The organism is Streptomyces sp. NPDC059897, assembly GCF_042730865.1.
Classification (GTDB): domain Bacteria; phylum Actinomycetota; class Actinomycetes; order Streptomycetales; family Streptomycetaceae; genus Streptomyces.
Genome location: NZ_JBHWKQ010000050.1, coordinates 32,188 through 52,936 on the forward strand (window position 1 = coordinate 32,188; position 20,749 = coordinate 52,936).

The window sequence follows — 20,749 nt, forward strand, 5'->3', positions numbered from 1 at the left end:
TGCGCGCACCAGCATGGTCGGGGACACCCGCACACCGGCATCCGCACACCGGCACTCGCACACCGAAGCCCGCGCACCCGCACCCTGGCGCCCGCACACCGACGTATCCGCAGCAGGCAACCGAAAGGTGTCCCTCATGCCCGTCCCCCCGCCTCCCCCTCCGGACCCCCGCGCCCGTGCCCGGCGGGCCGCCGCTGCCACCGAGGACTTCGCCGACGAGCGGCTGCCGCCGGGCAGTGCGCGCCCCACCCTGTCGATCATGCTGGTGCGGATGGGGTTCACGGTCTCGGCGACGGATCTCCTCTACGGCATGTCGCTCGGCCTGTTCTTCCCCTTCTGGACCGCCCTGTTGATCGCGCTCGGCTCGTCCCTCGTCGTGAGCGCGGTGTCGATCCTGTGCGGGCTCATCGGCCGCCGGGAGCGGATCACCACGGCGCTCGGGCTGCGGGCCGCGTTCGGGCGCGGCGGCAGCCGGATCCCGTCGTTCGTGATCGCGCTGCTGTCCGCCGGGTTCGTCGGCTACAGCACGGGCATCACGGCCGGGGTGCTGCCCGGTGGGCGCGACCCGTGGCTGGGTCTCGTGTACTGCGTGGTGCTCAGCGCCGCGTACACCGCCGTGTCGATCGCCGGGTTCAGCAAGGGGCTGACCTGGGTGGGCCGGATCAGTGTGCCGCTGATGCTGGCGACGGTGCTGGTCGCGGTCGTGGCGACGGTGGAGCACGCGGGCGGGCTCGGCGCGGTCGTCGGCAGTGAGCCGGTGCGGGCCGGGGAGGCGACGGCGCTCGGCCTGTTCGCCCTCGGGATCAACAAGTGGATGACGGGGGCGACCGTCACCCCGGACATCACCCGGTTCGCGCGCAGCGACACCGCCGTGTGGACGACCACCATCGCCGAGTTCATCGTCGGCAATCTCGGCTTCAACCTGCTCGGGATCATCTTGGGCCTGGGGGTCGGCGAGTCCGACATGGGCACGGCGTTCGGCATCGTCGGGGTCGGGGCGCTCGCCACCGTCGCCATCTTCGTGCAGGGCTTTCCGCACGAGGTCAACAACATGTACGCGGCGTCGCTCGCGGGACGGTCGGCGTTCGACGTGCCGCGCATCGCCGTGAACGTCGTCGCGGGCATCCTCGCGTGCGGGCTCGCGTACTACGGACTGACCGCCGGCATCCTCGACGCCTTCCTCACGTACCTCGGCTATCTGGGCTATGCCATCCCGCTGATCCCGGGGATTCTGCTCGCCGACTACTTCCTGGTGCGGCGCGGCAGCTACGACCTGTCCGAGGCGGCGGTGGCGGCCGTCAACTGGCGTGCGGTGGCGGCGTTCGCGGTGGGGCTCGGCATCAATCTCGTCCTCGGGTTCGTGCTGGAGGACGAGCTGTGGCATGTGCTGCCGCTGACCGGGGCGCTGCTGTATCTGCTGTTCTCGATCCCCCAGCTGCGCCGCCGCGGGAAGCCCACGGTGGGCCCCGGGGCCCGTCCCGCCGGGGTCAGTGAGAGCGCGCGCTGAGCAGCCGGTGGGCGTGGACGGCGAGTTCCGTCTGGAGCCGGCGCATCGGGTCCTTGTCCGGTGCGCCGGTGAGCCGTTCGATCTGCTTGAGGCGGTAGCGCAGGGTGTTGTAGTGCACGTGGAGTTCCTCGGCGGCCTCGACGCCGTTGCGGTCGTGGCGCAGATACACGGTGAGGCTGTGCACGAGGCTGCCGTCGTGCCCGGCGTCGTAGTGCAGCAGCGGCCCGAGGGCGTCGTCGACCAGCGCCTGGAGTTCACCCGCGGGCAGCTGGTCGAGCAGCCGGTACACACCGCTCTCCTCGTGGAGCCGGACGAACGACCGTACCGGTCCCTCCAGTTCACGGCCCAGCGCGAGCGCGCTGAGTGCCTCGCTGTGACTGAGGTGCAGTTCGGCGAAGTCGGCGCGGACCGTGCCTGCGGCGACGGCGACGGCCCGCCCCGGGCAGGCGGCGGCGACGGCGCGGCGCAACTCCTCGCAGCGGGCACGGAGTTCGCCGCCGTCAGGAGCCACCAGCGCGGTGAGGCCGCCCGGGGTTCCCCAGGCCGGGGTGTGGGCGCCGAGGGCGGTGCGGGCCGCGGCGAGCAGGCGTTCCTCGGTGAGGCGAACATCACCGCTGGCGGGCGTCGCCGCGGCCTCGACGACGACGGCGGCGCGCGGCCGCTCCAGGTCCCAGCCGAGCGCCGCGGCCCGGCGCGCCGACTCGGCGCGGTCGCGCGGCGGGTGGGAGACGAGTTCGGTCAACAGCAGGGTGCGGTACCGGCGTTCGCGCTCGGCCAGCACGCGCTCCTGCACGGCGAGCATCCCGGCCAGGCTGGCCACATGGTCTGCGGCGGTGCTCCACTCCTCGTCGGGCGCGCAGCCGGGCCCGGCCCACAGGGCGACCTCGCCGCCGCTGCGGTGACCGACGGCGATCGGCCGGGTCACGGACGCGGGGGCACCGTCGGGCACGTCCCCCGCCGCCGCGAGGAGGGCGCCGTCCGGCCCGCGGATCGCCGCGGCGCAGCCGGTCTCCGCCGCCAGCAGGACGACGAGTTCACCGTAGGAGCCGCCCCCGAGGACGGCCTGTGAGAGCCGGTCGCGCACCGCCTGCGAACGCTCCAGGCTGAGCGCCTGCCGATTGAGTACGGTGCCGATGACCTCGGAGAGGATGTCGTTGAGCATCACGTCGCCGGGCAACTCGACGATGGGGAAGCCCAGTTCGTCGGCGCGGCGCAGCATCGGGGCGGGCAGCCTCGGCAGGTAGGGGCCGACCTTCACGCCGAGGGCCGCGAGGCCGCGGGCGGCGAGCTCGGGCACCAGGCCGGTGAGCGCCTGCTCGTCGTCGCGCACGGCGTAGGCGGTGGTGAGCAGGAATTCGCCGCCGCGCATCCAGCGGATGATGTCCGGCACTTCCATGATGTTGGCGACCCTGATGCCGCGCCGCGCACCCGCTCCTCCGGCCGCGAGGCGGGCGCCCGCGAGCGCGGGCAGCTCCAGCGCCTGGGCCACGGTCAGGGCCGCGGTGCCGGCGGGGCGAGGTGCCGTCACGGTGCGCGGAACAGGGGTCACGCAGCTCACTATGGGCGCCGCCGCGGGGGCTGTAAACGCTCGTGACACAAGGTTGTATACGATTCCTGGATCCGGTGACGGCGCCACGGACGACCCCACGGACCACCCCCACCCGGCTGCCCCTGAAGCACTGTCAGCGAGCGTCAACGCCCCCGCGCACACGCTGGCACCGACTGCCCATGACCCCCGCGGCCACCGTTCCTATCGTCCTGACATGCCTCCAGGAACCGCGCCCCCACCAGCCGCTTCCCCTGTACGGCCGCCGACCGTGACGCGTCCGGCCGCCCCTGTCACGGTCCTCGCCATCGGCGGCAACGCGCTCCTCAACGGCGGCCCGCGTGCCACCATCGCGGAACAGTTCGCCGCCGCCCGCCAGTTGGCGCGCCCGGTGTCCGAGCTCGTCCGTGCGGGGCACCGCGTGGTCGTCACGCACGGCAACGGGCCGCAGGTCGGCTTCATCAAGCGGCGCGCCGACCTCGCGGCCGAGCTCGCGCCCGAACTTCCGCTGCTGGACCTCGACATGTGCGTCGCCGACTCGCAGGGCAGCATCGGCTACATCCTCGTGCGCGGCCTGTCGGACGCCCTGCCGCCCGGCTCCCGGCCGGTGGCGCTGCTCACGCACACCGTCGTCGACCCGGACGACCCGGCGTTCGCCCGGCCCACCAAGCCCATCGGCTCCCCCTACGAGCGCGCGGAGGCGCAGCGGCTCGCCGCCCGGCACGGGTGGACCGTCGCCGACGACGCGGGGCGCGGCTGGCGCCGCGTCGTCCCCTCGCCCGCGCCGCTCGCCGTGGTCGAACTGGACGCCATCGCGGCCCTGTTGGACGCGGGGCACGTCGTGGTGGCGGGCGGGGGCGGCGGCATCCCCGTCACCCGGGGTCCGGACGGCGCGCTGTGCGGGGTGGAGGCGGTCGTCGACAAGGACGCGACGTCCGCGCTGCTCGCCTCGGCGCTCGGCGCGGAGGAGCTGATCGTGACGACCGGCGTCGAGCGGATCGCCCTCGACTGGGGCACTCCGCACCATCGCGACCTCGACCGGATGGACGCGGCGCAGGCCCGCGAGCAGCTGGCGGCGGGTCAGTTCCCCGAGGGCAGCATGGGGCCGAAGGTGCGCTCGGCCCTGGACTTCCTCGCGGCCGGCGGCCACCGCGTGCTGATCACGTCGCCGGGCACGCTGAGCGAGGCGCTGCGCGGCACGACGGGCACGCGCATCGTGCCGACGGCCCGGACTGTGCGGTCGGTCAACGGTGAGGCCAATGGCAACACGACTGCTTCGGAGCCGTAACACGCCGTCAGCAAGATCATCCCTGCCGCCGACTCCCCTTCACCCACCGCGTGTTCTCCTCCCCACCCCCTCACGGCCGAAGGACCCCATATGACGCTGACCTCCGCCGCCCCCTCCCCCGACGCCCTGCCCGTCGACGGCCGCCACCACCTGACCACCACGCCCGACACCGCCCGCTGGGGCGTGCTCCCCCGCGCGGACAGCGCCCCAGTGCTGAAGGTCGACGACGGTGACACGGTCACCCTCGACCTCGTCTCCCACGAGGGGATCCTGCCGGACCAGGGACGCGACCCGGTGGAGTTCTTCGGCGGCTACGGAGTGCCGGCCCACCAAGTGCCGCGCGACGCGCAGGAGATCGCGGCCTCCGACCTCGGCCGCGAACTGGAGGGTCTGATCGGCCCGCACATCGTCACGGGCCCCGTCGCGGTGCGCGGCGCGCACCCCGGTGACCTGCTGTGTGTGCGCACCCTGAGCCTGCACCGGCGCGCCCACTACGGCATCGTGTCCAACCGGCACACCCGAGGCTCGCTGCCCGACGAACTCCCGGACCCGGACACCGAGTTCACCGGACCCGACACCAAACGCGCCCGAGAGGGCACGGTCTCCTCGTTCTGCACGGTCGAGCGCGACGGCGACGGCGCCGAGTTCGGCGTGCTGCGCTGCACGCCGACGCTGAACGCGCGCTTCCCGCTGGGTCCGTTCGTCGGGATCATGGGCGTGACGGACGACAGCCCGGACACCCTCAGTTCGGTGCCGCCGGGCCCCTTCGGCGGCAACCTCGACATCAAGCACCTGACCTGCGGCTCGTCCCTGTATCTGCCCGTGAGGACCGAGGGCGCGGGCTTCTACGCGGGTGACCCGCACTTCGCGCAGGGCAACGGAGAGGTCGCGCTCACCGCTCTGGAGGCGCCGCTGCGGGCCACCGTCCAGTTGTCCGTGGTGCGCGGCGAGGCGGCGCGCCGGGTGACCGGGCTGCTCGCGGAGCCGTTCGCCGAGACCCGTACGCACTGGATCCCGTTCGGGCTCGACGCCGACCTCGACGAGGCGATGCGCAAGGCCGTCCGCGCCGCCCTCGCCTTCCTCACGGCACGCACCGGCATGGACCGGGCCACCGCGTACGCGTATCTCAGCGCGGCGGCCGACTTCGAGGTCTCCCAGGTGGTCGACCAGATCAAGGGCGTCCACTGCCTGATCCGCAAGGCGGACTTCCCCGCCGGGACGTAACACGTAGCCACCGATCCACCCCAGGTCGCGCCCGCACGCACCGCACCCGCACCCGCCCGTCACGCATCTCTCGACCGAAGGAGAACCACCGTGACCGCTCTGCTGCTGCGCCACGCGCGTGTGGAGGACTCGCCCGACCAGACCGACATCCGCGTCCGCGGCGGACGGATCGAGGCCATCGGCCCCGGTCTCGCTCCGCCGGACGACGCCGGCGCCGAGGTCCTCGACTGCGCGGGCCGCGTCGTCGTGCCCGGCCTGATCGAGGCGCACCTGCACCCGGACAAGGCCCTGCTCGACGGACTGACCCCGGAGGGCACCGGCTCCCTCGCGGACGCCATCAGGATCACCGCACGGCTCAAGGCCGGGTTCACCCACGCCGAGGTACGCGCGCGTGCCGAGCAGGTCCTTCGTATGTGCGTCCTGAACGGCACCACCACGATCCGCACCCACCCCGACGTCGACCCGGTGGCGGGCCTGACCGGCCTCAACGTCCTGCTGGAGCTGCGCGAGAAGTGGGCGGCCCTGGTCACCCTCCAGGTCGTCGCGTTCCCCCAGGAGGGCATCCTCAAGTCGCCCGGCACGGAGAAGCTGCTCCGTGAGGCGCTCGACTCGGGCGCCGATGCCGTCGGGGGCTGCACCTACAACGAGGCGTCCCTCGCCGACTGCCACCGGCACGTCGAACTGGTCCTCGACCTCGCGGCGGAGTACGGCATTCCGGCCGACATGCACGCCGACTTCGGCGACGACCACGGCGACAGCCGCTTCGCGCTCGCCGAGTTCATCGCCGCCCGCACCGCCGAGCGCGGCCTGCAGGGGCGGGTGACCCTCGGCCACGCCACCTCGCTGGCCGGCCGTCCGCCCGCCGAGCGGAGCGCCGCCCTCGCCGCGCTCGCGGCGGCCGGTGTCGCCGTCGTGCCGCTGCCCGCCACGGACCTCTTCCTCGGCGGTCGCGGCGACGACACGGCGCCGCGCCGGGGCCTGGCCCCCGTGCGCGAACTCTGGGACGCGGACGTCCTCACCGCCTGCGCCACCAACAACATCCGCAACGCCTTCACCCCGTACGGCACCGGCGACGTCCTGGAGACCGCACTGCTGCTCGCCCGGATCGCGCACCTGTCCGGCCCGGCCGATCTGCGCCGGGTGCTGCGCATGGTGACGTACGACGCCGCGCGCGTGATCGGCATTCCGGAGGCGGACTACGGGGTGCGGGAGGGCGCGGTGGCCGACCTCGTCGTCCTGGACACGCGCGACCACGCAACGCTGCTCCTCGACCGGCCCGCGCGCACCGCCGTGGTCAAGGCGGGGCGGGTGGTGGCCCGTTCGACGGTCACCGCGGAACTCGACGGTTCCCTCGTCGCGGGCGAGGTGGCCTGACATGGCCGAGGCGACGACAGGGACGAGCACGACCGCCCCGGTGACTCCTGTGACCCGGGAGCGGATTCCCCACGAGATCGTGGCATCGGTGCTCGCCGCGACGACCGCGTTCGTGGGCGGCACCGCGCTGCATCTGCCACCTTGGGCGATCTTCATCTCGTGGGCGGGCATGTTCCTCATGGGCGGCCCGAGCCTCGCCGGCGCCCGCAAGATGTGGTGCGCGATGCCGGTGGGTTCCACGTACGCGCTGCTCATCGTGCTTCTGGAGACCAACGCGGGCACGGCCTTCGGGGAGAGCCAGCTGGCCAAGAACGCGTTCGGGGCGCTGTGCATCCTCGTCCTGAACAGCGCGCTCATGTACACGGGGCGGGTGCGGTTCTTCTCGCTGATCCCCGGCATGTTCTTCGGGTTCGCGAGCTACTTCGCGACGTTCTTCGGCGGGTTCGGCTTCGACGCCGGCAATCCGTGGGCGGCCTGGGTGTGCGTGGTCGCCATGAACGCGCTCGGCCCTGTGTACGCCTGGCTGTCGAACGCGCTGACCTTCCCGGTGGAGATCAAGTCGCCTTCCTGAGCCGCCCTGTTCACCCTGGTGTCACTCCGTGTTCGGGGCGCGGGCCGAACGTGTGCGCTGTACACCTTCACAGCGCCGCAGGAGGCCCCATGTCCCCGCTCGTCCCCGGTAAGCGTCGCATCCTCGGACGTTCCGTCGCGGCGGGGGTTCCGCTCGCCGCACTCGTGGCGATCGGGATGCCCCCGGCCGCCACCGGCGCGCCCACCGGATCCGGCGCGGCCGAGGTCACCGGCAGCGCGACGCTCGGGGACATACCGCTCGGCACATTCAGCAACGCGCTGCTGCCGGGCACGGTCGGCGACGACCGGGGCGTGGACCTCGGCGGCATCGGCTCCGACCTCTACCCGGCGGGCCGCGAGGGCGAGTTCTGGACGGTGACCGACCGCGGCCCGAACGGCCAGATCAAGGTCGACGGCACGAAGCGCCGCACGTTCCCCGTGCCCGGCTTCGACCCGGCCATCGTGAAGATCCGCGTCACCCGCGAGCAGGTGAAGGTCCTCGACGCGATCCCGCTCACCACGACGTCCGGCAAGCCCGTCACCGGCCTCTCGAACCAGGAATCCCGCGACGAGAAGCCGTACTCGTACGACGCCAAGAGCCCCCTCGCGTACAACCCGAACGGTCTCGACACCGAGGGCATCGTGCGCGCCGCGGACGGCAGCTTCTGGCTCGTCGACGAGTACGGCCCCTCGCTCGTGCACGTGTCCGCGGACGGCCAGGTCCTCGCCCGGCACGTGCCCAAGGGTCTGGGTCTCCAGGGCGCGGACTACCCGGTCGTCGAGTCGCTGCCGTCCGTGCTGCTGCACCGCAAGGTCAACCGGGGCTTCGAGGGGCTCGCCCAGCTGCCGGGCGGTGACCTGGTCCTGGCGGTGCAGAGCCCGCTGTCGCTGCCCGACGAGGACGCGGGCGAGGCCTCGCGGACGACGCGGCTGCTGCGGTTCTCGCCCAAGAGCCAGGCGGTCACGGCGGAGTACGCGTACCGCTTCGACCCGGTGGACGTGGTGGACCCCGGCGAGGACGACCCCTCCGAGCTGAAGATCTCCTCCGTCGTCGCGGTCGGCGGCGACCGGCTGCTCGTCGAGGAGCGCACCGACAAGGCCGCCCGCCTTCAGGAGGTGCGGCTCACGCGCGGCGCCGACATCCTGGGCGGGCGCTGGGACGACGACACCACGTCCCCGTCCCTCGAGCAGCTGGCCGACCCGGCGGCGCACGGCGTCCCGGTCCTCGACAAGCGCCTCGTGGTGGACCTGAACAAGGTCGACGGCATCCCGGACAAGATCGAGGGCATCGCGCTCGCGGGCCGCGACACCCTCGCCCTCATCAACGACAACGACTTCGGGATGACCGACGGCGCCGGGGCGTTCGACGCGGACGGCCGGCTCGTGGACAGCGGCGTCGAGACGAAGGTGACGCGCGTGAAGCTGCCGAAGGGCGCCCTGTAGGCGCACACCGAGCCGGGAGGGTCACCCACCCAGCTCGCTGGGCAGCTCGCTCGGAAGTCCGCTGGGCAGCTCCGAGGGCAGGTCACTCGGCAGTCCGCTGGGGAGCTCGCTCGGCAGCTTGCTGGGAAGCTCACTCGGAAGCCTGCTCGGGATGCCGGGCGAGCGCGAGGGCGTGGCCTGTTCACTGCTCTCCTCCGGCGACTTCTCGTCGCCGCCGGAGGAACTCTCCCGGGTCGCCACCAGGACGACGGCCCCCACGATCACCACGAGAGCGACGAGCGTCGCGATCACCAGGAACATGCGCCGGTCGGGGGGGCGCGGGCCCCCGCGCGGCGGGGCCCCCCAGACCCCCACCCGCCCGCCGCCCCCCCCTACCCCCACGCGCGCGACGCGCGCCGCTAACCCCCCCACCCCCCGCGGGTGGGTGCCCCGGGCCCCCGCGGGCGGCGGCGCACCGAAGCCGCCGGGCGGTGGCGCGTCGTTCGGCGGCGGGGGCGGCTGCGGCGGCATCGGCGGTAAGGACACCCCTCCAGAATTGCCGCATCGGGCCCAACACGCGAGCCCCTGCGGCAAGTTGACCGACCGGACGCCGCACGTCCGGTCGGTCCGCCTTCTTCTACGCGGCCGGGGTCAGGCGCGCACGCCCAGCAGGTGGTCCATCGCCAGCTGGTCGAGACGCTCGAACGCCATGCCGCGCTCGGCGGCGGCGTCCACGTCGAACTCCTCGAAGGCGCTCTTGTCGGCGAGCAGCCCGGCCAGGCCGTCGGCGGCGGTCGGCTTGGCCAGCTCGTCCAGACGGGAGGCGGCCAGGGCGGCCTGGACCTCGGCGTCGTCACGGAAGGCCGCGGCCCGGTCCTTGAGGATCAGGTAGTTGCGCATGCAGCCCGCGGCCGAGGCCCACACACCCTCGAAGTCCTCGGTCCGCGGCGGCTTGAAGTCGAAGTGCCGCGGGCCCTCGTAACCGGCCTGCTCCAAGAGGTCGACGAGCCAGAACGCGGCGCGCAGGTCACCGGCACCGAAGCGCAGGTCCTGGTCGTACTTGATGCCGGACTGGCCGTTGAGGTCGATGTGGAACAGCTTGCCCGCCCACAGCGCCTGGGCGATGCCGTGCGGGAAGTTGAGGCCCGCCATCTGCTCGTGGCCGACCTCGGGGTTCACCCCGTACAGCTCGGGGCGCTCCAGGCGCTCGATGAACGCGAGGGCGTGGCCGACGGTGGGCAGCAGGATGTCGCCGCGCGGCTCGTTCGGCTTGGGCTCGATGGCGAACTTGAGGTCGTAGCCCTGCTCGGTGACGTACTCGCCGAGCAGGTCGAAGGCCTCCTTCATGCGGTCGAGGGCGTCACGGACGTCCTTGGCGCCGCCGGACTCGGCGCCCTCGCGGCCGCCCCAGGCGACGTAGGTCTGGGCGCCGAGCTCGGCGGCGAGGTCGATGTTGCGGATGACCTTGCGCAGGGCGTAGCGGCGCACGTCACGGTCGTTGGCGGTGAAGCCGCCGTCCTTGAAGACCGGGTGCGTGAACAGGTTCGTGGTGGCCATCGGGACGACCATGCCGGTGGCGTCGAGGGCCTCACGGAACCGCTTGATGTGCGATTCGCGCTCGGACTCGGAGGCCCCGAACGGGATCAGGTCGTCGTCGTGGAAGGTCACACCGTGGGCGCCGAGCTCGGACAGGCGCCGCACGGACTCCACCGGGTCGAGCGCCGGCCGGGTGGCGTCGCCGAACGGGTCGCGGCCCTGCCAGCCGACGGTCCACAGACCGAAGGTGAACTTGTCGTCAGGGGTGGGCTGGTACGTCATCTTGCGGCTCCCTCGCCGACTATTTCGTCATGGCGCTTTACAAATTAGTATGCGGGGACGCCGCTGGGAAGAGCCGACCGCACCACAGCCACAGATTTCGTTTTCGCACCGCGAGATCCACGAGATTCACGAGATTCCGGGAGAGCCGCATGTCCGCTGCCGAAGGACCCCTCGTCGTAGGGGTCGACAGTTCCACGCAGTCCACGAAGGTCCTGGTCGTCGATGTCGCGACGGGCGCGACCGTGGCGAGCGGGCAGGCGCCGCACACCGTGACCTCGGGCGCGGGCCGCGAGAGCGATCCCGAGGAGTGGTACCGGGCGCTGCGCGAGGCGCTGGCCCAGTGCGGGGACGCGGCCCGGCGCGCCGCCGCGGTCTCGGTCGGCGGGCAGCAGCACGGCCTTGTCACGCTGGACGCGCGGGGGCGACCCGTGCGGCCCGCCCTGCTGTGGAACGACGTGCGTTCCGCGCCGCAGGCGGCCCGCCTGGTGGACGAACTGGGCGGGGCGAAAGCGTGGGCGGAGCGGTTCGGCAGCGTGCCGGGCGCGTCGTTCACGGTCTCGAAGTGGGCGTGGCTCGCGGAGCACGAACCGGAGGCGGTGCGCGCCACGGCCGCGGTGCGGCTGCCGCACGACTACCTCACCGGCCGCCTGACCGGTGACGGCACGACGGACCGGGGCGACGCGTCCGGTACGGGGTGGTGGGCATCGGCGACCGAGGCGTACGACGAGGACGTACTGGGGCGGGTCGGGCTCGATCCGGCGCTGCTGCCGAGGGTGGTCGCGCCGGGCGAGGTCGCGGGCACGGTGCGCGCAGGAGATGAACTCCCCTTCTCCGAGGGCACGTTGGTGGCGGCCGGTACCGGTGACAACGCGGCCGCCGCGCTCGGCCTCGGCCTGCTGCCGGGGACTCCCGTGCTGAGCCTGGGCACTTCGGGCACGGTGTACGCGGTGTCGCGCAACCGGCCGAGCGACCCCTCCGGCACCGTCGCCGGTTTCGCGGACGCGCGCGGCGACTGGCTGCCGCTTGCCTGCACGCTGAACTGCACGCTCGCGGTGGACCGGATCGCGGCACTGCTCGGCCTCGACCGGGAGGCGGTCGAGGCGGGCGGCACGGCGACGATCCTCCCGTACCTGGACGGCGAGCGGACGCCCAACCTGCCCGACGCCTCCGGCCTGTTGACGGGGCTGCGGCACGACACGACCGGCGGCCAGTTGCTGCAGGCGGCGTACGACGGGGCGGTGCACGCGCTGCTCGGCGCCCTCGACCGGGTGCTCGACGCCGACGCCGACCCCTCGGCTCCGCTGCTGCTCATCGGCGGCGGGGCGCGAGGCACGGCCTGGCAGGAGACGGTGCGGCGGCTTTCGGGGCGGGCGGTGCAGGTGCCCGAGGCCGGTGAACTGGTGGCGCTCGGCGCGGCGGCGCAGGCCGCGGGCGTGCTGACCGGCGAGGACCCGGGGGCGGTGGCCCGGCGCTGGGACACGGCGCGCGGTCCGCTGCTCGAGCCGGTGGAGCGGCGGGACGAGGCGACGCTGGAGCGGATCTCGGGGGTGCTCGCGGGGGCGGGGGCGCTGCTCGGGAACGATCCCGGGAACGCCGTCGGGGGCGAGTGAGGTCCACTCCACACGCGTAGGCCCACCTCCGGCAGACCCCGCCCCACCGCCCCTGGGAGCATGAGCGCATGACCGCACCACTGCACCGGCCGCGACCGGGCACGTCCGACACCCAGCAGGCCATGCGCCGCCGCAACCTGTCCCGCGTCATGCACGCGGTCGCCGCGGAGGGTCCGCTCTCGCGGGCCGCGGTGGCTCAGCACATCGGCCTGACCCGGGCGGCCGTGTCCACGCTCGTCGACGAGTTGATCCGGGCGGGGCTCCTGGAGGAGCTGGGGCCGCAGCGCCCGGGCGGCGTCGGCCGGCCGGGTTCCGCGCTCGCCGTCAGCGGACAGGGGCCCGCGGGGCTCGGCGCGGAGGTGGGCGTCGACCATCTCGCGGTGTGCGCGGTCGACCTGCGGGGCGAGGTGCGCGCGCGGGCCCACCGCCGGGTGAGCAACCGGGGGCGCGCCCCGAAGCCCGTACTGGACGAACTCGCCGAGCTGGTACGGGAGGTGACCGGCGAGGCGGCTGCGGCCGGGCTGAAGCCGGCCGGGCTCGCGATCGCCGTGCCGGGCCTGGTCGCGCGCGGCACCACGACCGTCGTGCGCGCCCCCAACCTCGACTGGCACGACACGGACGTCGCGTCGCTGCTCCCCCACGACGTACCGGTCACCGTCGAGAACGAGGCGAACTTCGGCGCCCTCGCCGAACTGTGGCTCGCCGAGGACTCCCCCGCCGACTTCCTCCATGTGTCGGCGGAGATCGGCATCGGCGCGGCGTTCGTGGTGGACGGCCACCTGCTGCGCGGGACACGGGGGTTCGCCGGGGAACTGGGACATGTTCCGGTGCGCCCGGAGGGGCCCGCGTGCCCGTGCGGCGGGCGCGGCTGCCTCGAGCAGTACGCGGGCGAGGAGGCGGTGCTGCGCGCCGCGGGCATCGAGCCGGGGCCCGACCGGGTGTCACTGCTGGCCGAGCGGGCCGCCGAGGGCGACACGGCGACGCGCCGGGCGCTGCGCTCGGCGGGCACCGCTCTCGGCATCGCGCTGACCGGCGCGGTCAACCTGGTGGACCCGCGCGCGGTGGTCCTCGGCGGCGCGCTGTCCCGGCTTTCGCCCTGGCTTCTGCCGTCCCTGGAGCGGGAGTTGACCCGTCGCACGGCGTCGCCGGAGGACGGTGTCATCGCGTCCGGGCTCGGCTCGGACGGGCCGCTGCTGGGGGCGGCGCACTCGGTGGTGCGGGCGGTGCTGGACGATCCGATGGGGGCGGTCGCGGCCTGAGGGCAGGGGCCGGCGGGGCTTGGCGGGGTCGGCTCCGGGCGCCAGTGGGTGGGACCCGTGACGTGCGGTTGTTCACATTGCGCCGGTTGTCCACAGATCTTCCGTGCCCCCTTCCGCCCCAACCGGCGGGCACCGTAACGTAATTCACGCGAGATTCCAGTGTCGGGGGACATCATGAAGAACATCGGGTCAGCATCGAGGCCGGTCCAGGTCTACGCGTGTTCCTTGGTGGGCACATCGCTGATGTCCGGCGTCGTCCACCGCATACGAAACGCACCGCGAGCCGCGCACACGACCGCGTGACAGCGCGGCGTTCCCGCCCCACTGAGCTCCGCCCCACCGGTGACCGAGAGGCAGGATTGACATGGACCGAGCAGACGGATCATTCCCGAGCCGCCGACGACTGCTCCAACTAGGCGCGCTTGCCGCGGCGCCCACCGCACTGCTGGCCACTGGCCGGGCCGACGCCCTGCCGCTGGCGACGGTGGACTACCCGAAGGCCGAGTCCGTTCCAGCGAGCAAGTCCAACTACACGGTGGCGAACCGCCCGCTGACATACCCGGTCGAGTTCGTGATCGTGCACGTCACGCAGGTGGACTACGCGACCACGCTCGACATCTTCAAGAACCCGGCCAAGCAGGTCTCCGCGCACTACGTCGTACGTTCCTCCGACGGGCACATCGCCCAGATGGTGCGGGAGAAGAACGTCGCCTGGCACGCGGGGAACTGGGACTACAACACGCGCAGCATCGGCATCGAGCACGAAGGGTGGGTCGACAAACCCGAGTACTTCACCGCGGCGATGTACCGGGAGTCGGCGGCGCTGACCGCGTCGATCTGCACGCGCTACGGCATTCCGAAGACCCGCGAGCGGATCATCGGCCACGTCGAGGTGCCCGGCGCGGACCACACCGATCCGGGCCCCAACTGGGACTGGGACCGGTACCTCCGGCTGGTCGCCGCCGCCTGATCCGGGCGGGCGCGGCCGGTCTCCACACCCGTGAGTGGCATGTGCCGAATCGTCCGATCCGTGTTCCGCTCCTTGTCGGCCCGCGCCCCCGGGGTGACGATGGTCGCGCCACCGCACCGTCGCGAAGGATCCCGCCTGGAGGCCGCGTTGACCGATCAGTGGGTCGCCCTGGAGCCGGGCACGGACCCGTCCGAGCGGGTCCGTGCGCTGCGTCGCGCGCACGAGCGGTTCACCGCGGCGGGCACCGTGGTCCGTCCGGTGCGCCCGGTCGTCGCCGCGTCCTGGCGCCGCTCGGCGGGTGCGCACGTCAGCCCGGACGCCTCGGCGTCGGTGGAGATGCCGGAGGGCGATCTCGGCAGCTACCGGGCGGAGCATCCGCTGGCCCGCGTCATGCCGCTGTTCCGCGAGCTGATGGGCACGTTCGCGGCGGACGGCGAGCATCTGCTCGCGGTGTGCGACGCGCACGGCAGGCTGCTGTGGGTGGAGGGACACACCGGCACGCGGCAGGCGGCTGGCCGGATGAACTTCGTGCCGGGCGCCCGCTGGTCGGAGTCGGCGATGGGGACGAACGCGCCGGGGACGGCCGTCGCCGTCGACCGCCCGGTGCAGGTCTTCGCGGCCGAGCACTTCATCCGCAAGGTCCAGCCGTGGACCTGCGCGGCGGCCCCCGTGCACGACCCGCACACCGGACGGCTGCTCGGCGCCGTCGACATCACCGGCGGGGACCGTCTCGCGCACCCGCACAGCCTGGCGTTCGTCCAGGCGGTGGCGCGCGCGGCGGAGTCCCAGCTCGCCCTCCTTGCGCCGCCGCCCGCGGCCGAACCGGCGCTGCGCCTGACCGCGCTCGGCCGCGACGACGCCCTCCTCCTCACACCGGCGGGCCACAAGCTGCGCCTCAGCCGCCGCCACAGCGAGCTCCTGGTCCTCCTCGCCCGCCACCCGGAGGGCCTGACCGGCGACGAACTGATGTGTTTCCTGTACGAGGACGAGTCCGTGACACCGGTGACGCTGCGGGCCGAACTGGCGAGGCTGCGCCGCGTGCTCGGCCCCGACGTACTGCGCTCCCGCCCCTACCGGCTGGCGGCGCCGGTCGACTCGGACCTCACCACGGTCGAGCGCCGCCTCGCCTCGGGAGCGGTCACGGCGGCGGCCTCCGCGTACACCGGCCCGCTCCTCCCCACCTCGCAGGCGCCCGCCGTGGCCCGTATCCGGCACCGCCTCGCCGACGAGCTCCGGGCCGCGCTCATCGCCCGCGGCGACCCCGACCTGCTCGCCGACTGGGTGCACGCGCCCTGGGGCGAGGACGACCTGGACGTCTGGCGCGCGCTCGCGGCGGTCCGCCCGACGCCGCCGGTCCTGGCCCGCCTCGCCGCGCTCGACGACGAACTGCGCTCCCCGGCCCCGTACGCAACGTAGCTGCAACGTCCGGAGTCCTAGCCTCCCCGGCGAACGCTGCCCAAAGGCGGGCAGCCGCACAGGAGGCAAGCCAACATGACCCGCTACGCAGCGCCCGGCACCCAGGGCTCCGTCGTCTCCTACCAGGCCCGCTACGACCACTTCATCGGCGGCGAGTACGCGCCGCCCGCCCGCGGCCAGTACTTCGAGAACCCGAGCCCGGTCAACGGGCAGCCGTTCACCGAGATCGCCCGCGGCACGGCCGAGGACGTCGAACGCGCCCTCGACGCCGCGCACGCCGCCGCGCCCTCCTGGGGCCGCACCGCCCCCGGCGCCCGCGCGGACATCCTCCTCAAGATCGCCGACCGCATGGAACAGAACCTCGAACTCCTCGCGGTCGCGGAGAGCTGGGAGAACGGCAAGCCGGTCCGCGAGACCCTGGCCGCCGACATCCCCCTCGCCATCGACCACTTCCGCTACTTCGCGGGCGCGGTCCGCGCGCAGGAGGGCAGCCTCTCCGAGATCGACGACGACACGGTCGCCTACCACTTCCACGAGCCGCTCGGCGTCGTCGCACAGATCATCCCGTGGAACTTCCCGATCCTGATGGCGACATGGAAGCTCGCCCCGGCCCTCGCGGCAGGCAACGCGGTGGTCATCAAGCCGGCCGAGCAGACCCCGGCGTCGATCCACGTCTGGCTGGACCTGGTCAAGGACCTGATCCCGGCGGGCGTCGTGAACGTCGTGAACGGCTTCGGCGTGGAGGCGGGCAAACCACTGGCCTCCTCGTCCCGCGTCGCGAAGGTCGCCTTCACGGGCGAGACCACGACGGGCCGCCTGATCATGCAGTACGCCTCGGAGAACATCAAGCCGGTCACGCTCGAACTGGGCGGCAAGAGCCCGAACATCTTCTTCGACGACGTCTGGGCCAAGGACGACGACTTCCGCGACAAGGCCCTCGAGGGCTTCACGATGTTCGCCCTCAACCAGGGCGAGGTCTGCACCTGCCCGTCCCGCGCGCTCATCCAGCAGGGCCACTACAGCGAGTTCCTCGAAGCGGCCGTCGCCCGCACCGAGGCCATCACGCCCGGCCACCCCCTCGACACCGACACGATGATCGGCGCCCAGGCCTCCAACGACCAGCTCCAGAAGATCCTCTCGTACCTGGACATCGGCCAGCAGGAGGGCGCGAAGGTCCTCACGGGCGGCAACCGCATCGAGTACGACGGCGAGTTGGCGGGCGGCTACTACGTCCAGCCCACCATCTTCGAGGGCCAGAACCGCATGCGGATCTTCCAGGAGGAGATCTTCGGCCCCGTCGTCTCGGTCGCCTCCTTCGCCGACTACGACGACGCCATCAAGATCGCCAACGACACGCTGTACGGCCTCGGCGCCGGGGTGTGGACCCGCGACATCAACACGGCGTACCGGGCGGGCCGTTCGATCCAGGCGGGCCGCGTGTGGACCAACTGCTACCACGCGTACCCGGCGCACGCGGCGTTCGGCGGCTACAAGCAGTCGGGCATCGGCCGCGAGAACCACAAGATGATGCTGGACCACTACCAGCAGACGAAGAACCTGCTGGTGTCATACAGCGCTCAGAAGCTTGGGTTCTTCTAGAGCCTCGAGTCGGGCTGCCTGGAGGTGCCTTCACGCTCCAGGCAGCCCGACACCGGAGTCATCAGGATCCGCCCAGGCCCGCCTGCCTGGCCCGGACGATCGCTTCCGCGCGGCTCGCCGCCTGGAGCTTGGCAAGGATGTTGGACAGGTGGTTGCGCACGGTCTTCGGGCTCAGGGTCAGCCGCCGGGAGATCGCCAGGTTGTCGAGGCCCCGAGCGACGAGGTCGAGCAACTCTCGCTCACGCGCGGTGAGTTCGGGGAGTGGAGTGGGAGCGGCGCCCGGGGTGTGCAGGCCGGTCAAGTAGGCCATCGCGCGCGAGGCGACGGCCGGTCCGAGGACAGCTCCGCCGTTCGCCACGGTCCGCACCGCCCGGTCGATCTCGGCGGGCGCGGCCCCCTTGAGCAGGTATCCCCGTGCGCCCGCCCGCATCGCCGCGAAGACCGAGTCGTCGTCGTCCAGCATCGTGACGACCAGAACGGCGGTGCCGGGGTGCGCACGCAGGATCTCGCGGGTGGCGTCGACACCGGACCGGGCCCGGTCACCCAGGTGGAGATCCATCAGGACGACGTCGGGCCGGTGCTCCCCGGCGGCGTCAAGGGCACCCTCGGCGGACTCGGCCTCGGCCACCACCCGCAGTCCCGGCAGCGAGCCGAGCAGCGCGGCCATCCCCATACGGAACACGGGGTGGTCGTCGACGACAAGGAGGGTGGTGGGCGGGCCGTCGGCCATTTCGTCCGGAATGGCAGGAACAGCAGGAACAGCAGGAACAGCAGGATTACGGTCACTCGCCACGGTCGGCCTCCGCGTCCTTGCTCGTGCCCGTGCCCGTACGGGCCTCAGGTGCCGCGTCCGGGACGCGGAGGGTGAGCCGGGTGCCCCGGCCGCCCGTCCCCGGGCCCCAGGCGACCGTCCCACCCACCCCCTCGGCCCGTTCACGCACGGAGGCGGTGCCCACACCGGGCCGGTCGGTGACGCCGTCCATCCCGCGCCCGTCGTCCTCGACGGTCACCAGGAGGCCGCCGCCGCTTCCCTCCGTACCGGCGTCCGTACCTACGAGGTCGACCACGCAGGTACGGGCCCCGGAGTGGCGGGCGACGTTGCGGGTGGCCTCGGCGACGATCGCGTAGACCGCGCCCGCGACCTCCGTGGCAGGTTCGCGGACATCCTCGGCGGACCGGACGACGACCGCGAGGCCGTCCGCCTCGTAGCGCATGACCAGCTCGCGCAGGGAGGCGGTCAGGCCGAGTTCGGCGAGCACGGGTGGGACCAGGCCGCGGGCCAGGACCCGTACCTCCTCGACGCGGGCATCGACCTCGGAGCGCAGGCGTACGAGGAGGGCGTCGGCGGCTTCGGGTGGCAGGTTGCGGACGGCCGCGAGGCCCAGGCCGATGCCGGCGAGGGCAGGGCCGAGCTGGTCGTGCAACTCACGGCGCAGGAGCCTGCGTTCGTCGTCGCGGGCTGCGGCGAGTCGGCCTCGGGACTCGCGCAGGGCGGCGGTGACTGCGGCCAGATGGACGGCGCTCGCGACCACCTGGGCGACCTCGGTGAGCGCGGTCAGCGCCCGTCGGTCCAGGCGTTCTCCAGGGCGCGGCCAGGTGTGCAGGGCGCCCGCGTACTGTCCGCGCACGATCAGGGGGACGCCGGCGAGGTCGGGGCCGGGGCCCGGTTCGCCCACTGTCACCAGGGTGGTCCCGGTCGCGTCGAGGACCCGTACGGCACCCAGGTTGAAGGAGGCGGCGATGCTCTCCGCCATGCCTGTCAGGGTTTCCTGCGGGGTGCCCGCGCTGCCCAGGTGGCGGCCGACGCGGCTGAGCGCGGGCGTCACGCCCTCACCGTGCACCAGGCGGTCGACTCGGCGCTGGAGCCAGCCGCGCGCAGGCTGCACCAGTGCGGCCGGCACCGCCGTGGCGACGACCCGGGTGAACGCCCCCTCGGCGGGCGTGACCAGGCCGAGGACGGCGACGACCAGGAAGTGTCCGGCGACCAGCATGCCGGTGAGCAGTGACCAGACCAGGGTGCGGCTGACCGCGAGGTCGATGCCCCACAGCCGCTGCCGCAACACCGCGACCAGTACGGCGGCGGGGAAGAACGCCTGAGAGGCGAGGTGAGTGAGCGGGGTGAGCAGTTCCATGCGGAGGCCGCCGCCCTGCGGCCACACCACCAGCGGCACGAACGTCAGCGTGATCAGCAGAGTGCCGATCGCGAGCCAGCCGAGCCCCCGCGCCTGCGGATCGCGCCACCGGCGGACGGCGGCGTACGCGGCTGCGGCCAGCCCCAGGAGGATGGCGGCTCCGGTCAGCCAGGTGTTGACGGGTTCGGCAAGCCGCGCCCATGTCGTGTCACGGACCGGCAGCGGCGCGTACGAGCCGGGGGCGTCCGGCCACGGCCACGGGTCCGTCAGCCGGGTGGCGAGCGTCGCCGCGATCACCAGTCCCCCGGCCGCCAGCGCGAGCCGGGCCGGGCGCGGCCGCCGGGCATCGGACACCAGGTACGGCACGACGAGCATCAGCGACAGGGTGCCCGGCACCCACGCCGTGCTCTGCAGGACCGTCCACGAGGGCGGGACGACGTCCATCGGGTAAGCGGCGGCGAGCTGGGAGACGACCGCCGCGATCCCGCCGCCGACGCCGGTCAGCGCGACCAGCCAGCCCACCGGGTGCAGCCGCCGGCGCAGCACGACGGCGCCGACCAGGCCGTAGACGACCGCGTCGGCGGTGTCGACGACGAAGTACCACTGCACCGGCGACCACACCGCGTCCGACCGGGCGAGCAGGACGAGACCGGTGGCGGCGAGACCCCAGGCGAGGGCGAGGACACAGAAGGCGGCGAGGCGGCGGACGAGGTCTCGGTCGCCGTGGCCCGGCTGTCCGTCGGCCGGTGGCGCCGTGCCGGACTCCCTTGCCCCGTCCGCCTGTTCCTCACGATCCGAAGGGCCTTGTCCCGGCACCGCTCGTCGCGGGTCTCCCGCTTCCCGGCCCGGTCGTCCCGGCGTCGCCGCCGTCACTGGTTCCATGGCCCCCGCCCCTCCCACGGATTCCCCCACGGCGGGATGTTCCCAGTACGGGGGCGGGCTGTCATCGGATCGGGCGACCGTGGCCCGGGGGGCCGGCGGGGTTCCCGGGCCCCCCGCCCCGGGGGGCGGCGC

At 73.2% G+C, this 20,749-nt stretch carries 16 protein-coding genes; 11 read left to right on the top strand and 5 right to left on the bottom strand.

Going from position 1 to position 20,749, the window contains the following annotated elements; all coding sequences use genetic code 11:
* The first annotated feature begins 136 nt into the window (after positions 1–136).
* A complete protein-coding gene (locus tag ACFV9W_RS34460) occupies positions 137–1,507 on the top strand; it encodes a purine-cytosine permease family protein (RefSeq protein WP_385769135.1) in 1,371 nt (456 codons plus the stop codon).
* Here ACFV9W_RS34460 and ACFV9W_RS34465 read toward each other — a convergent pair.
* Positions 1,488–3,056: a PucR family transcriptional regulator gene (locus ACFV9W_RS34465; RefSeq protein ID WP_385769136.1), complete on the bottom strand. Its 1,569-nt coding sequence runs from the start codon at positions 3,054–3,056 to the stop codon at positions 1,488–1,490. The two genes, ACFV9W_RS34460 and ACFV9W_RS34465, sit on opposite strands and share 20 nt — an antisense overlap.
* Before the next feature lie 268 nt (positions 3,057–3,324).
* Here ACFV9W_RS34465 and ACFV9W_RS34470 point away from each other — a divergent pair, with 268 nt between their 5' ends.
* From ACFV9W_RS34470 to ACFV9W_RS34490, 5 genes are all read left to right on the top strand, one after another.
* On the top strand, positions 3,325–4,341 hold the full coding sequence (locus tag ACFV9W_RS34470) for a carbamate kinase (protein ID WP_385769138.1): 1,017 nt from the start codon (positions 3,325–3,327) through the stop codon (positions 4,339–4,341).
* Positions 4,342–4,431: 90 nt separating this feature from the next.
* On the top strand, positions 4,432–5,565 hold the full coding sequence (locus tag ACFV9W_RS34475; protein WP_385769140.1) for an acetamidase/formamidase family protein: 1,134 nt from the start codon (positions 4,432–4,434) through the stop codon (positions 5,563–5,565).
* 90 nt (positions 5,566–5,655) lie between these two features.
* Positions 5,656–6,939 carry an amidohydrolase family protein gene (locus ACFV9W_RS34480; protein WP_385769142.1) on the top strand — a complete coding sequence of 428 codons (1,284 nt, stop codon included), beginning with the start codon at positions 5,656–5,658 and terminating at the stop codon, positions 6,937–6,939.
* A 1-nt stretch (position 6,940) separates the two neighbouring features.
* The gene (locus ACFV9W_RS34485) at positions 6,941–7,510 is read left to right on the top strand and encodes a DUF1097 domain-containing protein (protein WP_385769144.1); all 570 of its coding nucleotides are present in this window, start codon (positions 6,941–6,943) and stop codon (positions 7,508–7,510) included.
* Between the two features lie 89 nt (positions 7,511–7,599).
* Positions 7,600–8,952, top strand: a complete 1,353-nt coding sequence (locus ACFV9W_RS34490; RefSeq protein ID WP_385769146.1) for an esterase-like activity of phytase family protein — start codon at positions 7,600–7,602, stop codon at positions 8,950–8,952.
* 21 nt (positions 8,953–8,973) lie between these two features.
* Here the strand turns inward: ACFV9W_RS34490 and ACFV9W_RS34495 are convergent, their stop codons facing one another.
* Both ACFV9W_RS34495 and xylA read right to left on the bottom strand, forming a co-directional pair.
* Positions 8,974–9,252, bottom strand: coding sequence for a hypothetical protein (locus ACFV9W_RS34495; protein ID WP_385769148.1), 279 nt, complete (start codon positions 9,250–9,252; stop codon positions 8,974–8,976).
* A 330-nt stretch (positions 9,253–9,582) separates the two neighbouring features.
* A complete protein-coding gene (gene xylA, locus ACFV9W_RS34500; protein WP_385769150.1) occupies positions 9,583–10,749 on the bottom strand; it encodes a xylose isomerase in 1,167 nt (388 codons plus the stop codon).
* 149 nt (positions 10,750–10,898) lie between these two features.
* On the opposite strand from xylA, the gene xylB reads away from it, so the two are divergent.
* From xylB to ACFV9W_RS34525, 5 genes are all read left to right on the top strand, one after another.
* Entirely contained in the window at positions 10,899–12,359 is a 1,461-nt protein-coding gene (gene xylB, locus ACFV9W_RS34505) for a xylulokinase (RefSeq protein ID WP_385769152.1), read from the top strand.
* Between the two features lie 68 nt (positions 12,360–12,427).
* Positions 12,428–13,618, top strand: a complete 1,191-nt coding sequence (locus ACFV9W_RS34510) for an ROK family protein (protein ID WP_385769154.1) — start codon at positions 12,428–12,430, stop codon at positions 13,616–13,618.
* A gap of 364 nt (positions 13,619–13,982) precedes the next feature.
* On the top strand, positions 13,983–14,588 hold the full coding sequence (locus ACFV9W_RS34515) for an N-acetylmuramoyl-L-alanine amidase (protein ID WP_385769156.1): 606 nt from the start codon (positions 13,983–13,985) through the stop codon (positions 14,586–14,588).
* A 147-nt stretch (positions 14,589–14,735) separates the two neighbouring features.
* On the top strand, positions 14,736–16,004 hold the full coding sequence (locus tag ACFV9W_RS34520; RefSeq protein WP_385769158.1) for a GAF domain-containing protein: 1,269 nt from the start codon (positions 14,736–14,738) through the stop codon (positions 16,002–16,004).
* 75 nt (positions 16,005–16,079) lie between these two features.
* A complete protein-coding gene (locus ACFV9W_RS34525) occupies positions 16,080–17,603 on the top strand; it encodes an aldehyde dehydrogenase family protein (RefSeq protein WP_385769160.1) in 1,524 nt (507 codons plus the stop codon).
* Positions 17,604–17,664: 61 nt separating this feature from the next.
* Here the strand turns inward: ACFV9W_RS34525 and ACFV9W_RS34530 are convergent, their stop codons facing one another.
* Entirely contained in the window at positions 17,665–18,333 is a 669-nt protein-coding gene (locus tag ACFV9W_RS34530; RefSeq protein ID WP_385769162.1) for a response regulator, read from the bottom strand.
* Between the two features lie 52 nt (positions 18,334–18,385).
* Positions 18,386–20,617: a sensor histidine kinase gene (locus ACFV9W_RS34535; RefSeq protein ID WP_385769164.1), complete on the bottom strand. Its 2,232-nt coding sequence runs from the start codon at positions 20,615–20,617 to the stop codon at positions 18,386–18,388.
* Between the last annotated feature and the right edge of the window lie 132 nt (positions 20,618–20,749).

Bases quoted from the DNA above. Each gene is read 5' to 3' on its own strand.
- xylA (WP_385769150.1), bottom strand. From the start codon at position 10,749: ATGACGTACCAGCCCACCCCTGACGACAAGTTCACCTTCGGTCTGTGG.
- ACFV9W_RS34495 (WP_385769148.1), bottom strand. From the start codon at position 9,252: ATGTTCCTGGTGATCGCGACGCTCGTCGCTCTCGTGGTGATCGTGGGG.
- ACFV9W_RS34485 (WP_385769144.1), top strand. From the start codon at position 6,941: ATGGCCGAGGCGACGACAGGGACGAGCACGACCGCCCCGGTGACTCCT.
- ACFV9W_RS34530 (WP_385769162.1), bottom strand. From the start codon at position 18,333: ATGGCCGACGGCCCGCCCACCACCCTCCTTGTCGTCGACGACCACCCC.
- ACFV9W_RS34525 (WP_385769160.1), top strand. From the start codon at position 16,080: ATGACCCGCTACGCAGCGCCCGGCACCCAGGGCTCCGTCGTCTCCTAC.
- ACFV9W_RS34510 (WP_385769154.1), top strand. From the start codon at position 12,428: ATGACCGCACCACTGCACCGGCCGCGACCGGGCACGTCCGACACCCAG.
- ACFV9W_RS34535 (WP_385769164.1), bottom strand. From the start codon at position 20,617: ATGGAACCAGTGACGGCGGCGACGCCGGGACGACCGGGCCGGGAAGCG.
- ACFV9W_RS34460 (WP_385769135.1), top strand. From the start codon at position 137: ATGCCCGTCCCCCCGCCTCCCCCTCCGGACCCCCGCGCCCGTGCCCGG.
- ACFV9W_RS34475 (WP_385769140.1), top strand. From the start codon at position 4,432: ATGACGCTGACCTCCGCCGCCCCCTCCCCCGACGCCCTGCCCGTCGAC.
- ACFV9W_RS34490 (WP_385769146.1), top strand. From the start codon at position 7,600: ATGTCCCCGCTCGTCCCCGGTAAGCGTCGCATCCTCGGACGTTCCGTC.
- ACFV9W_RS34515 (WP_385769156.1), top strand. From the start codon at position 13,983: ATGGACCGAGCAGACGGATCATTCCCGAGCCGCCGACGACTGCTCCAA.
- xylB (WP_385769152.1), top strand. From the start codon at position 10,899: ATGTCCGCTGCCGAAGGACCCCTCGTCGTAGGGGTCGACAGTTCCACG.